Origin of the sequence: Phytobacter ursingii (genome assembly GCF_001022135.1) — a bacterium.
GTDB lineage: Bacteria > Pseudomonadota > Gammaproteobacteria > Enterobacterales > Enterobacteriaceae > Phytobacter > Phytobacter ursingii.
Map to the genome: position 1 here is coordinate 4,565,830 of NZ_CP011602.1, position 14,149 is coordinate 4,579,978.

Annotated in this window: 12 protein-coding genes; 8 read left to right on the forward strand and 4 right to left on the reverse strand. The window is 51.8% G+C overall.

Annotation, left to right across the window (positions count from 1 at the left end; all coding sequences use genetic code 11):
* Positions 1–2 precede the first annotated feature (2 nt).
* The 3 genes from rbsA to kup form a co-directional block, all read right to left on the reverse strand.
* Positions 3–1,508: a ribose ABC transporter ATP-binding protein RbsA gene (rbsA, locus tag AB182_RS25080; RefSeq protein ID WP_047372439.1), complete on the reverse strand. Its 1,506-nt coding sequence runs from the start codon at positions 1,506–1,508 to the stop codon at positions 3–5.
* A 7-nt stretch (positions 1,509–1,515) separates the two neighbouring features.
* Positions 1,516–1,935 carry a D-ribose pyranase gene (gene rbsD / locus AB182_RS25085; RefSeq protein ID WP_047372440.1) on the reverse strand — a complete coding sequence of 140 codons (420 nt, stop codon included), beginning with the start codon at positions 1,933–1,935 and terminating at the stop codon, positions 1,516–1,518.
* Between the two features lie 204 nt (positions 1,936–2,139).
* Complete coding sequence (gene kup, locus AB182_RS25090) at positions 2,140–4,008, reverse strand: low affinity potassium transporter Kup (RefSeq protein ID WP_047372441.1); 1,869 nt, start codon at positions 4,006–4,008, stop codon at positions 2,140–2,142.
* 222 nt (positions 4,009–4,230) lie between these two features.
* Between kup and ravA the strand changes: the two genes are divergently transcribed.
* Together ravA and viaA are read left to right on the forward strand one after the other, a co-directional pair.
* On the forward strand, positions 4,231–5,727 hold the full coding sequence (gene ravA / locus AB182_RS25095) for an ATPase RavA (RefSeq protein ID WP_047372442.1): 1,497 nt from the start codon (positions 4,231–4,233) through the stop codon (positions 5,725–5,727).
* A complete protein-coding gene (viaA, locus tag AB182_RS25100; RefSeq protein ID WP_047372443.1) occupies positions 5,721–7,172 on the forward strand; it encodes an ATPase RavA stimulator ViaA in 1,452 nt (483 codons plus the stop codon). Before ravA ends, viaA begins: the two co-directional genes overlap by 7 nt.
* On the opposite strand, the gene asnA is transcribed toward viaA, so the two are convergent.
* Positions 7,173–8,165, reverse strand: a complete 993-nt coding sequence (asnA, locus tag AB182_RS25105; RefSeq protein ID WP_047372444.1) for an aspartate--ammonia ligase — start codon at positions 8,163–8,165, stop codon at positions 7,173–7,175.
* A gap of 150 nt (positions 8,166–8,315) precedes the next feature.
* Here asnA and asnC point away from each other — a divergent pair, with 150 nt between their 5' ends.
* The 6 genes from asnC (at position 8,316) to atpB (ending at position 14,144) form a co-directional block, all read left to right on the forward strand.
* Positions 8,316–8,774: a transcriptional regulator AsnC gene (gene asnC, locus AB182_RS25110; RefSeq protein ID WP_039079997.1), complete on the forward strand. Its 459-nt coding sequence runs from the start codon at positions 8,316–8,318 to the stop codon at positions 8,772–8,774.
* 99 nt (positions 8,775–8,873) lie between these two features.
* On the forward strand, positions 8,874–9,323 hold the full coding sequence (gene mioC, locus AB182_RS25115) for an FMN-binding protein MioC (RefSeq protein WP_047372445.1): 450 nt from the start codon (positions 8,874–8,876) through the stop codon (positions 9,321–9,323).
* 373 nt (positions 9,324–9,696) lie between these two features.
* On the forward strand, positions 9,697–11,586 hold the full coding sequence (gene mnmG, locus AB182_RS25120) for a tRNA uridine-5-carboxymethylaminomethyl(34) synthesis enzyme MnmG (protein WP_047372446.1): 1,890 nt from the start codon (positions 9,697–9,699) through the stop codon (positions 11,584–11,586).
* Positions 11,587–11,697: 111 nt separating this feature from the next.
* Complete coding sequence (gene rsmG / locus AB182_RS25125; RefSeq protein ID WP_047372447.1) at positions 11,698–12,321, forward strand: 16S rRNA (guanine(527)-N(7))-methyltransferase RsmG; 624 nt, start codon at positions 11,698–11,700, stop codon at positions 12,319–12,321.
* Between the two features lie 615 nt (positions 12,322–12,936).
* Positions 12,937–13,317: a F0F1 ATP synthase subunit I gene (gene atpI / locus AB182_RS25130; protein ID WP_047372448.1), complete on the forward strand. Its 381-nt coding sequence runs from the start codon at positions 12,937–12,939 to the stop codon at positions 13,315–13,317.
* Positions 13,318–13,325: 8 nt separating this feature from the next.
* Complete coding sequence (gene atpB / locus AB182_RS25135) at positions 13,326–14,144, forward strand: F0F1 ATP synthase subunit A (RefSeq protein ID WP_047372449.1); 819 nt, start codon at positions 13,326–13,328, stop codon at positions 14,142–14,144.
* Positions 14,145–14,149 lie beyond the last annotated feature (5 nt).

Consider the following 14,149-nt stretch of genomic DNA (forward strand, 5'->3'; position numbering starts at 1 on the left):
TTTTACTCCTGATTCACACGATTAAGCTTGCCCACTGCGGCAGCCATCAATACTTCCTGAGTGGCCTGCTCGCGCGTGAATTCACCGCCGAGATGCCCTTCATGCATCACCATGATGCGATCGCTCATGCCTAAGACTTCCGGCATCTCCGATGACACCAGAATGATACTCAGGCCGTCGGCCTTAAACTGGTTAATAAGCTGATAAATCTCTTTTTTCGCCCCGACGTCAACACCGCGCGTCGGCTCATCGAGGATCAGCACTTTCGGGCGCGTCATCAAACCGCGCGCGATAGCCACTTTCTGCTGGTTGCCACCGGAAAGCAGGCCAATAGCCTGTTCCATTGACGGCGTTTTGACATTGAACAGACGAATGAAATCACTCACCGCCTGCTGTTCTTCTTTATGTTTTAAATTGCCACCCGGACGGCTGAAATAACCCAGCGCCGTCAGCGACATATTCTCTTTAACCGACATGCCCAGCACTAAACCATCGCGCTTACGATCTTCGGAGATGTAGACGATACCGTTCGCCAGACCATCCTGCGGTGAACGGGTCACAACTTCATGACCATCCAGCGTGACGCTCCCACTGGTGCGCGGCAGCGCGCCATAAAGGACTTTCATCAGTTCAGTGCGCCCGGCGCCCATCAGGCCCGCCACACCCAGAATCTCCCCTTTACGCAGGGTAAAGCTCACATTGTCCACGCCCGGGCCGCATAAGTTATCGACTTTCAGACGGATATCACCCGGCGTTTTATCGAGGCGCGGGTACTGTTCTTCCAGTTTGCGCCCGACCATCATTTCGATAAGCGTATCTTCGGTCAGCGTTGCCACTTCACGCTCGGCGATAAACTGGCCGTCACGGAACACCGTCACGTCGTCGCAAATCTCGAAGATCTCTTTCATACGATGAGAGATATAGACGATCCCGCGCCCCTGCGCTTTCAGCTCGCGAATAACGCGGAACAGGGATTCCGTTTCGGTATCGGTCAGGGCGTCGGTCGGTTCATCCATTATGATGACCTTCGACTCATAGCTCAGGACCTTCGCAATTTCGACCATCTGTTGATCGCCAATGGAAAGTTCCCCTACCAGCTTGTCGCTTTTAAAGCGGAGATTCAGTTTAAGCAGCAGCTTATCGGCTTCGGCATACATCTTTTTCCAGTCGATTTTGCCAAAGCGGTTAACGAATTCACGGCCGATAAAGATGTTCTCGGCAATGGTGAGCTGCGGGATCAGGTTGAGTTCCTGGTGAATAATGCCGATACCGGCTTCTTGCGAGGATTTCGGTCCGGTAAAGGTGGTCTCTTTACCCAGCCACAGTAATGAACCGGCATCACGGGTATAGATCCCGGTCAGGACCTTCATCATCGTGGATTTGCCTGCGCCATTTTCGCCTACCAGCGCCATTACGCGACCTGGATAAACATTTAACGCGGCGCCGGATAAGGCTTTAACGCCGGGGAACGCTTTATCGATCCCTTTGAGTTGCAGTAATGCGTCCATGATGGCCTCAGAAGGTGACGCCAGCACAGAGAATAATATTCGCATACGGGGAACATTCCCCGCTGCGAATCACCGCCTGACTGTCCGCGGTGTGTTTTTTAAATTGTTCGTGTGAAACGTAACGAACTTCTATGGTATTCCCCTGATGTTGCTGCAGCTGCTCAATATGTCTGAGCAACGTTTCGTGGAGCTGTGGATTCTGCTGTTCGATTTCCGACGCGAGGATAGCTGCTTCAACCTGCATCTCGGTGGTAACCACTTCCAGTACCTGCATAAAGGATGGAACCCCCTGGGTTAATGCCATATCAATACGCGCGGTACTTTTCGGCACAGGCAAGCCTGCATCACAAACCACCAGCGTATCGGTATGCCCAAGACGGGAGATGACCGACGAGATTTCAGCGTTGAGAACAGTACCTTTTTTCATTTTTATGCTCCATTAGCGAAACGTTTCGCTGATCTCAGTGTAGATCTGAGAATGTTCAGAAAACCACCATGGCATTACAGAAGTGTGATCGAAATCGAAACGTTTCGCGCGCGTTGCAGAAAGAAAACAAAAGTTATCTTACTTAAATAAAATTGCGGGAGATAAATAGCAAAAACCCCTCCGGGTGAGGGGTTTTAAAAAGCATTAAATTTCGACCTGCGTACCGAGCTCGATAACCCGATTGGGGGGGATTTCAAACTGGTCCGGCGCACGCAGCGCATTGCGTTGTAATAGCAGGTATAGCTTGCCACGCAGCCGTAGATACCAGGGCCGTTTACCCACAATCAGCGACTCATGAGACATAAAGAAGGATGTCTCCATCATGCGGCAACTGAGCCCTTCCAGGCCGCAGCGGTGGAACACCTCTTCCACATTTGGCGTTTCGCGCCAGCCGTAGCTGGCCACCACGCGCCAGAACGTCGGCGAGAGTTGCTCAATCTGCACGCGACGCACGTTATGCACATAAGGTGCATCTTCTGTACGCAGCGTCAGCAGGATCACGCGTTCATGCAGCACCTTGTTATGTTTCAGGTTATGCAACATAGCAAACGGAATCACATTCAACGCGCGGGACATATATACCGCAGTACCTGGGACTCGCACCGGCGGGGATTTTTCCAGTGAGGCAATCATCGCCTCCAGTGAGTTGCCATGCTCATGCATGCGGCGCAACAGGCGGAAACGTTCACTCTTCCATGTGGTCATCACGATGAACATAACCAGACCTAAACTCAACGGTAACCAGCCGCCAGACAGCAACTTATCAAGGTTTGCCGAGAAAAGCGGCACATCGATACACAGGAACATCGTAAGCAACAGACCCACAACCATTTTATTCCAGTGCCAGTTTTTACGCGCCACGGTCATAGAAAGAATCGACGTCAGCACCATCGTACCGGTCACCGCAATACCATACGCCGCCGCCAGGTTACTGGAGTGTTCAAAACTGACTATCACGATAACGACCGCGAAGTAGAGCAGCCAGTTAATAAAGGGAATGTAAATCTGACCGGATTCCATCTCTGAGGTATGGATAATGCGCATTGGCGAGAGATAGCCCAGACGCACGGCCTGACGCGTCAGAGAGAACACGCCCGAGATGACCGCCTGAGACGCAATGACCGTCGCCAGCGTCGCGATGATCAACATCGGAATCAGTGCCCACTCAGGCGCCAGCAGGAAGAACGGGTTTTTGATGGCTTCCGGGGTTTTCAGCAGCAACGCCCCCTGACCAAAATAATTCAGCGCCAGAGATGGCAATACCACGATAAACCACGCAAGGCGAATAGGCAGCTTACCGAAATGGCCCATATCCGCATATAACGCCTCTACCCCGGTGATAGAAAGCACCACCGCGCCCAGCGCAACAAACGAGACGGCTTTGTATTGAAGGAAGAAATTAACCGCCCACGCCGGATTAAGCGCCTGTAGCACCTCAGGATTGCTGATAATACCGCGCGCGCCCAGCACCGCCAGAATCAAAAACCAGGCCAGCATAATGGGAGCAAAAAGTTTCCCCACCAGCCCTGTGCCGTGCTTTTGGATCATGAACAGCAGCGTGAGCACCAGAATGGAAAGCGGAACAATCCACGTATCCAGCGATGGTGCAACGATTTCCAGCCCCTCTATCGCCGACATCACGGAGATGGCGGGCGTAATAACGACTTCACCATAGAAGAAGCTGCCGCCAATAAGTCCCATGATAACAAGCGCTGAGGTCATTCTGGCGGAGGTATTTCGTCCAGCCAGCGACATCAGCGTTAAGATCCCACCTTCACCCGCGTTATCTGCACGCATGACGAAAGTAAGGTATTTAACCGAGACGACCAGTATCAGCAGCCAGAAGATGAGCGACAAAAAGCCGAAGACGGCGTCGCGTTCAACCCCAAAACCAAATTGACCTGACAAACATTCACGAAGTGTATAAAGCGGGCTGGTGCCAATATCACCGTAGACAACCCCAATAGCCGCGAGTGTTATCGCGGGCAACGATTGCTTATTATCAGTGCTCATAGACTAATCTTTTGTTTGAATGACAAATGTGTGCTTAGTCCCTTGGCCCACAAAAAGCGCACAGTATGCACGATTATTTACGAAATCGTACCCCCTAATTGCGACCGTATTAACCTGGCGCAAAGAAAATGATGCTGTTGTTCAGTCTATTACAAGCCTTTATCGAAACGTCTATACTCGCAGTTGCAAGCCGGAATCGCGGCGAAAGGATGCAAATCAATTATGGCTCACTCACATTTATTAGCAGAAAGAATTTCCCGCCTGAGCAGCGCGCTGGAAAAAGGTCTTTTTGAGCGTAGCCACGCTATTCGCCTGTGCCTGCTGGCCGCATTAAGTGGTGAAAGCGTCTTCCTGCTCGGTCCACCGGGCATCGCCAAAAGCCTCATCGCCCGCCGCCTGAAATTCGCCTTTAAAAATGCCCGCGCTTTTGAATACCTGATGACCCGCTTCTCCACCCCCGAGGAGGTGTTCGGTCCTCTTTCGATTCAGGCGCTGAAAGATGAAGGGCGTTATGAACGCTTAACGCACGGCTACCTTCCGGAAGCGGAGATTGTGTTTCTGGACGAAATCTGGAAAGCCGGACCGGCGATCCTGAATACGTTATTGACTGCCATTAACGAACGTCGCTTTCGCAACGGCGCGCTGGAAGAGAAAATTCCCATGCGTTTACTGGTGGCGGCGTCTAACGAACTGCCCGAGGCTGACAGCAGCCTCGAAGCACTTTATGACCGCATGTTGATTCGCCTGTGGCTCGATAAAGTGCAGGAGAAGAGTAATTTCCGCTCGATGCTCATCAGCCAGCAGGATGAAAGCGATAACCCGGTTCCGGCTGACCTGCAAATCAGTGATGAGGAATATGCGCGCTGGCAGCAGGAAATCGTGCAGGTGAAATTGCCCGACGCCGTTTTTGATCTGATTTTCATGCTACGCCAGCAGCTTGATAACCTACCCACTGCGCCTTATGTCTCTGACCGGCGCTGGAAAAAGGCCATTCGCTTGCTACAAGCCAGCGCCTTTTTCAGCGGACGCGATGCGGTTGCCCCAGTGGATTTGATCTTGCTGAAAGACTGCCTGTGGCATGACGCTGAAAGTATGCGCCTGATGCAAAATCAGCTGGAAATATTGATGACCGGGCACGCGTGGCAGCAGCAACCTATGCTGACGCAATTGGGCGCTATCGCACAGCGCAACATTCAGATCCAGCAGCAGCAAAGTGACAAAACCGCTCTTAAAGTTTCGCGTCAGGGCGGCATGTTCAGCCGTCGTCCACATTACGATCTGCCGGAAGAGCTGCAAGAAAGCACACTGACATTGTTGCTCCAGCAGCCTTTAAAATTGCATGACTTGCAGGTCAATCATGTGACTATCGAACGCGCCGCACTGGCCCAGTGGCTGGTTAAAGGGGGCGAAATCCGTGGCAAACTTAACGGTATTGGTTTCGCACAGATCCTGAACCTCGAAGTTGACACCAGCCTGCATCTGTTGATCCGCGATATCAGCTTGCAGGGCTCCCGTCTTGCTTTACCGGGTGGAACAGCAACCCAGGTGCCGGAAGAAATAAAGCAGCAACTGGCCGCGCTGGACACGCTCTGGCACCAGCAGCACACCCGTTTTAGCGAACAGCAAAAATGTCTGTTCATCCCCTCAGACTGGTTAGGCCGCATTGAAGCCAGCCTGCAGGACGTCCGCGCGCAGATACAACAGGCGCTTCAATGCTGACACTGGATGCGTTGAATGCCCTACTGGCCATCAGTGAGGAGACGATAGTTGAAGAACTTATCGTTGCCTTACTGGCCTCACCCCAGTTGGCTGTTTTCTTCGAGAAATTCCCCAAACTCCGGCACGTCATAACCGAAGATGTGCCGCGCTGGCGTGAAGCGCTGAAAAATCACCTCAAAGAGGCGCAGGTACCGCCAGAACTGACCGAAGAAGTGCTCTGCTATCAGCAAAGCCAGTTGCTTTCCACATCACAGTTCATCGTCCAGCTGCCGCAAATTCTGACGCTTCTGGATAAGCTTCGCTCGCCTTTCGCCGCTCAGGCAAATGCAATGGTGAAGGACAACCCGACCTTTACTCCAGCGCTACAGACGCTTTTCTTACAGCGCTGGCGGCTGAGTTTGGTGGTGCAGACAACCGCATTTAACCAGCAGTTGCTGGAAGGAGAGCGTGAGCAATTACTCAGTGAAGTACAGGAACGCATGACGCTAAGCGGTCAGCTTGAACCGATACTGATTGAAAACGAAAATGCCGCCGGGCGGTTATGGGATATGAGCGCCGGGCAAATCAAGCGCGGCGACTACCAGCTCATCGTGAAATATGGCGACTTCCTGACGGAACAGCCGGAACTCAGGCAACTGGCAGAACAACTTGGACGTTCCCGCGAGGCAAAATCTGTTCCGCGCAAAGATGCGCCAATGGAAACCTTCCGTATGCTGGTGCGCGAACCTTCCACCGTACCGGAGCAGGTTGACGGGCTGCACCAAAGTGACGACATCCTGCGTCTGTTGCCGCCTGAACTGGCGACGCTGGGCATTACCGAACTGGAGTATGAGTTCTACCGTCGGCTGGTTGAAAAACAGCTCCTGACCTACCGCCTTCACGGTGATGCCTGGCGGGAAAGAGTCGTTGAGCGTCCGGTGATTCATCAGGATTTCGATGAACAGCCGCGCGGGCCGTTCATCGTTTGTGTAGACACATCCGGTTCGATGGGCGGGTTCAATGAACAGTGCGCAAAAGCCTTTTGCCTGGCGCTGATGCGCGTGGCGCTGGCAGACAAACGACGCTGCTATATTATGCTGTTTTCCAGCGAGGTCGTGCGCTACGAACTGACCTGCCAGCAGGGACTGGAACACGCGATCCGCTTTCTGAGCCAACGCTTTCGCGGCGGCACGGACTTAGCGAGCTGTTTTCGCGCCATTATTGAACGTATGCAGGGTGGAGAGTGGTATGACGCCGACGCGGTGGTTATCTCTGACTTTATCGCCCAGCGTCTGCCGGACGATGTGATTGGCAAGGTCAAGGAACTGCAGGCCGTGCACCAGCACCGTTTTCATGCGGTGGCGATGTCAACACACGGAAAACCCGGCATCATGCGTATCTTCGATCATATCTGGCGCTTTGATACCGGGATGCGTAGCCGTCTACTCAGACGCTGGCGTCGCTAATTACAGTAACGAGTCGACGGTATCACGAACCTGTGCAGGCCATACGCCACACTGAACCTGTCCGATGTGGGGCTGTTGCAGCAGCAGCATCGTCAAACGAGACTGCCCAATACCGCCACCGATAGTTTGCGGCATATCGCCCCGCAACAACGCCTGGTGCCAGTCGAGACGCAGACGATCTTCATCGTCGGTGATGTTAAGCTGGCGTTTCAGTGCGTCAGCATCAACGCGGATCCCCATAGAAGAGAGCTCAAGCGCATCTTCCAGTACCGGGTTCCACACCAGAATATCGCCGTTCAGGCCGCGCAACCCCTTCTCACCAGGTGTACTCCAGTCATCGTAATCCGGGGCCCGTACATCGTGGCGCTGACCATTGCTAAGCTTCCCGCCAATGCCCATCAGAAATACGGCACCCAGATCTTTGGCTATTGCGCGTTCGCGCCCTTTTGCATCCAGTCCCGGATAGCGGCTCAGCAGCTCTTCACTGTGCACGAAGTGGATCTGTTCAGGCAGGAAAGGAGTCAGGCCAAACTCTTTGCTCACCGCCGCTTCGGTTGCTTTGATCCCGGCATAGATGGCTTCAACCGTCGATCTCAGCGTGCCGGTGTGGCGTTCGCCTTCACCCAGTACGCGTTCCCAGTCCCATTGATCAACATAAACAGAATGGATGGGAGAGAGACGATCTTCATCCGGTCGCAGGGCTTTCATGTGCGTGTACAGCCCTTCACCCGCGCTGAAATCGTGTTGCCCCAGCGTTTGACGTTTCCATTTAGCCAGGGAGTGGACCACTTCAAACTGCGCATCCGGCAGGTTTTTGACTTTTACCTGTACCGCTTTTTCACAGCCCGACAGGTTATCCTGAGTCCCATCTCCTACGCGGCTTAGAATGGGTGCCTGAACTTCAATTAGCCCCAGTTTTTCTTCCAGCTGACGGGAAAAATGCGACTTCACGAATACGATCTGACGTTGTTTGCTGATGTAAGCGGATTTCATCTTCTAACTCCTTTGCTCTGTTGCAAACGATTAAGCAACAAAGCCCATCCTTTATTCAATAATCAACAATAAAAAAGGCCTCATGGGTTTTGATTCGTCATAATTAACCGCTAAAATAATAAGAATGTTTATTTATCATAAGAAAAACCTATGGAAAATTATCAGATCGACAATCTGGACCGCGGCATCCTTGACGCCTTAATGGCGAATGCGCGTACCGCTTACGCAGAGCTCGCCAAGCAATTCGGTGTAAGCCCGGGTACGATTCATGTGCGCGTAGAGAAAATGAAGCAGGCGGGGATTATTACCGGCGCGCGAATTGACGTCAGCCCCAAACAATTAGGTTATGACGTCTGCTGTTTTATCGGCATTATCCTCAAAAGCGCCAAAGATTACCCTTCTGCGCTGGCACGGCTGGAAAGTCTGGAAGAGGTCACCGAGGCGTACTACACCACCGGTCACTACAGCATCTTTATTAAGGTGATGTGTCGCTCGATCGACGCACTGCAGCAGGTGCTTATCAACAAGATCCAAACAATTGATGAAATCCAGTCCACTGAAACGCTGATCTCTTTGCAAAACCCCATCATGCGTACGATCCGCCCGTAACAGGGCGTTTTCCCCCACCGTTAATACCCATATTGTCCACAGGTAGATCCCAGTCCATTCACAGCGTACAATACGCAGCTCATAACCGGAGTGGACTTAATGGCAGATATTACGCTTATTAGTGGCAGCACCCTGGGTGGCGCAGAATATGTAGCTGAACACCTGGCGGAAAAACTGCAAGATGCAGGCTTTACAACCGAAACCCTGCACGGCCCGTTACTGGAAGATCTGCCGCGGGAAGGAACCTGGCTGGTGGTGAGTTCTACTCATGGCGCAGGCGATTTGCCGGACAACATCCAGCCGTTTTATGACGATCTTAATGAACAAAAGCCTGACCTTTCCGCCGTACGTTTCGGCGCGATTGGTATTGGTAGCCGCGAATACGACACGTTTTGCGGTGCGATTGAAAAACTCGAGGTTTCACTCAAGGCCTGTGGGGCAAAACAGGTAGGTGAAACCGAGAAGATCAACATCCTTGAGCATGACATTCCTGAAGATCCTGCTGAAATTTGGCTCGGATCCTGGATTATTTTACTCAATAACGATTAAAGATCGCGCGATCGAGTGTGGATAACTATGCTTAAAACCGTTGATCAACCGGTAGTTATCCAACGTATAACCGTCGCTTAGTTTTTTAGTTGTGCATAACTGCCCATTCTGATCCCAGCTTATACTGACCAGGATCACCGATCATTCACAGCTAATGATCCTGGCTAACATCATGATCTTTATATCCGGATCCGGGTTATCCACAAGCCAGGGCGATCCTAATAAGAGATCACAGTAAAACAGATCTCTCTAAATAAAGATCTTCTTTTTAATACCCGGGATCCTGATGCTTTCTCACTGAGCTAAAGTTGAGTAGAATCCACGGCCCGGGCATCAATCCACTTTCTAACCGCTTTATGCGAGGCAATACACCATGTTTTATCCGGATCCTTTTGACGTCATCATCATTGGCGGGGGTCATGCAGGCACTGAGGCCGCGATGGCCGCAGCGCGTATGGGTCAACAGACTCTGCTTTTGACACACAATATCGACACGCTGGGGCAAATGAGTTGCAACCCGGCCATTGGCGGTATTGGGAAAGGACACCTGGTAAAAGAAGTGGATGCACTCGGCGGCCTGATGGCGAAAGCGATCGACCATGCGGGTATCCAGTTTAGGATACTAAACGGCAGCAAAGGCCCGGCGGTTCGTGCGACCCGCGCACAGGCCGATCGCGTGCTTTACCGTCAGGCTGTGCGTACCGCGCTGGAAAACCAGCCCAATCTGATGATCTTCCAGCAGGCGGTCGAAGATCTGATTGTAGAAAACGATCGCGTCGTGGGTGCTGTTACCCAGATGGGCCTGAAATTCCGTGCCAAAGCGGTCGTTCTCACCGTCGGGACATTCCTGGACGGCAAAATTCATATCGGGCTGGATAACTACAGCGGTGGCCGTGCGGGCGATCCGCCGTCCATTCCGCTTTCTCGTCGTCTGCGTGAATTACCGCTGCGCGTAAGCCGTCTGAAAACAGGTACGCCGCCGCGTATTGATGCACGTACCATTGATTTCAGCGTTCTGGCTCAGCAGCACGGTGATAACCCGATGCCGGTCTTCTCGTTCATGGGCAATGCGGCGCAGCATCCGCAGCAGGTGCCGTGCTACATCACGCATACCAACGAAAAGACCCACGACGTTATCCGCAATAACCTCGATCGCAGCCCAATGTACGCAGGCGTGATCGAAGGGATCGGCCCACGCTATTGCCCGTCGATCGAAGATAAGGTGATGCGCTTTGCCGATCGCAACCAGCACCAGATCTTCCTTGAACCGGAAGGGTTGACCTCTAACGAAATTTATCCGAACGGTATCTCCACCAGCCTGCCGTTTGATGTACAGATGAAAATTGTCCGCTCAATGCAGGGGATGGAAAACGCAAAAATCGTTCGCCCTGGTTATGCCATTGAGTACGATTTCTTCGATCCGCGTGACCTGAAACTAACCCTGGAGAGCAAATTCATCCACGGGCTGTTCTTTGCCGGGCAAATCAACGGTACCACTGGCTACGAAGAAGCGGCGGCTCAGGGGCTTTTAGCCGGTCTGAACGCCGCACGCTTCTCCGCCGAGAAAGAGGGTTGGGCACCGGCGCGTTCTCAAGCCTATCTTGGCGTACTGGTGGATGATCTTTGTACGCTGGGTACCAAAGAACCGTACCGCATGTTCACCTCTCGTGCCGAGTATCGCCTGATGCTGCGCGAAGATAACGCCGATCTGCGTCTGACCGAAATCGGTCGCGAACTTGGTCTTGTGGATGACGAACGTTGGGCTCGCTATAACGAGAAACTCGAAAATATCGAACGTGAACGTCAGCGCCTGAAATCTATCTGGGTGAACCCAACGTCGGAAAACGCGCCGGAAGTGAATAAAAACCTGACTGCGCCGCTGTCTCGTGAAGCCAGCGGCGAAGATCTGCTGCGTCGCCCGGAAATGACGTACGAACAGCTGGTACAACTGGCACCATTTGTTCCTGGGCTGAGCGATGAACAGGCGGCTGAGCAGGTTGAGATTCAGGTGAAGTACGAGGGGTATATCGCCCGTCAGCAGGATGAAATTGAAAAACAGCAGCGTAACGAGAATACCCTGTTACCTGCATCGCTCGATTACCGTCAGGTCAGTGGACTGTCGAATGAAGTGATCGCGAAGCTCAACGATCACAAACCGGCATCTATCGGACAGGCATCGCGTATTTCCGGGATCACACCTGCTGCGATCTCCATTCTGCTGGTCTGGTTGAAAAAGCAGGGGATGCTGCGCCGTAGCGCCTGATACGCTTCGCTAAACCTCCGCTGGCAGATAGCGCGCTGCCTGACAGCGCAACAGATTTAAGCCCGGTAAGCGTTAACGCCGCCGGGCATATTTTTCAGACAGGTAATCACCGTGCTCAATAAACTTTCTCGTCTGCTTGATGAAGCAGGTATTTCGCTCACCGATCACCAGAAAAACCAACTGGTGGCTTATGTTGAAATGCTTCACAAATGGAACAAAGCCTACAACCTGACCTCCGTACGTGACCCGAACGAGATGCTGATTCGCCATATTCTGGACAGTATCGTGGTGGCGCCACACTTGCAGGGGGAGCGGTTTATCGACGTCGGTACGGGGCCGGGCCTGCCGGGGATCCCGTTATCTATTGTTCTTCCTGACGCACACTTCACGCTGCTGGATAGCCTGGGTAAACGCGTCCGTTTCCTGCGCCAGGTTCAGCATGAGCTTCATCTGACGAATGTCACTCCCGTACAGAGCCGCGTCGAGGATTTTCCGGCCGAGCCGCCTTTTGATGGGGTCATCAGCCGGGCATTCGCATCGCTGAATGACATGGTGAACTGGTGCCAGCATCTGCCAGGAACACAAGGCAAGTTCTATGCCCTTAAGGGTTTGATTCCCAATGATGAAATTGACACGCTGCCTGCTCAGTTTTCAGTAGAATCTATCGTCAAATTAGATGTACCGCATCTTGAGGGCGACCGACATCTCGTGGTCATTAAGGCAAACAAAATTTAATTTTTATCAAAAAATGTAGAATTCGTGCTGTTTTCTGAATGTTAAAAAACGGCGTAAAAAACAGTGATACGTTCGGTTACATTTAACGCATATTTTACTTTGATTTTTCGATGTTTTAACGCTGGGCTTTTGCTTAACCCTTAAAATAGTCAACTGCGAAAATATCAGTCTGCTAAAAATCGGCAGGTTGTACCAATTTATGAATGTTAAATGATTATTATAAATGTCAATGAAAGGTTTTTATTGTATAGCGAGCTGTTTTAAAAAGAGTTGTCAGTAATCATCTTGAATATCAAAAAGATGAAAAGGCTCAAATTCCTCAGGTGAATATTTTGGCGAGCGCATAAATGTTTAATTTGTGATCTGGTGCACGCTTTAACAGCAGCTGTTTCGCGTTATTCGACGTTTTGCATAATGGTTCACAGTTTCGCTAAAAGTTGAAAAATAGCCCTCGGGAAAATTATTTAAACATTTATTCACCTTTTCGCTACTTATTGTTTGAAATCACGAGGCCGCACCGTATAATTTGACCGCTTTTTGATGCTTGACTCCAGGCCTTAAAGAACGTTTTATACGACACGCGGCCTACCCCGAAGTGAGCAGGAGTTAAAAGTGATGTCTGTGTCGCTCTTGGGTCGAAATGTTGCTCGCAGGCTTCTGCTTATTCAGTTCCTGGCGGTAATAGCAAGCGGATTGCTGTTTAGCCTCAAAGACCCCTTCTGGGGCACTTCCGCCGTGTGCGGCGGTATGGCAGTCGTTCTGCCGAATATGTTGTTTATGATTTTTGCCTGGCGTCATCAGGCGCATACACCAGCTAAAGGCCGAGTGGCCTGGTCCTTCGCCTTCGGTGAAGTGTTCAAGGTGTTAGCAACATTCGTGTTGCTGGTGGTGGCGCTGGCGGTTTTAAAGGCGGTGTTTTTACCGCTGATAGTCACGTGGGTTTCGGTGCTGGTTGTTCAGATACTGGCACCCGCTGTAATTAACAACAAAGGGTAAGAGGCATCATGTCTGCAGGAGAAATCTCAACACCGCAGGAGTACATAGGCCACCATCTGAAAAACCTTCAGATTGACCTTCGTACGCTTTCGCTGGTGGATCCGCATAACCCCCCGGCCACCTTCTGGACGCTCAACATTGACTCCATGTTTTTCTCGGTGGTTCTGGGTCTGTTGTTCCTGGTGATGTTCCGTAGCGTAGCCAAAAAGGCCACCAGCGGCGTCCCGGGGAAATTCCAGACCGCGATTGAGCTGGTTATTGGTTTTGTCCACGGTAGCGTGAAAGACATGTACCACGGCAAAAGCAAGCTTATCGCGCCACTGGCCCTGACGATTTTCGTCTGGGTATTCCTGATGAACCTGATGGATTTACTGCCTATCGATTTGCTGCCGACCATCGCTGAAAAATACCTTGGTCTACCTGCTCTTCGCGTTGTGCCGTCCGCAGACGTGAACATCACTCTGTCGATGGCGTTGGGCGTATTTATCCTGATTCTGTTCTACAGCATCAAAATGAAAGGCCTGGGTGGTTTTGCTAAAGAGCTGACACTCCAGCCGTTCAACCACCCGGTGTTTATCCCGGTCAACCTTATCCTGGAAGGTGTGAGCCTGCTGTCCAAACCGGTTTCTCTCGGTCTGCGACTGTTCGGCAACATGTATGCCGGTGAGTTGATTTTCATTCTGATTGCTGGTCTGTTGCCGTGGTGGTCACAGTGGATCCTGAATGTGCCGTGGGCCATTTTCCACATCCTGATTATTACGCTGCAAGCCTTCATTTTCATGGTTCTGACGATCGTCTATCTGTCGATGGCGTCTGAAGAGCATTGATTTTT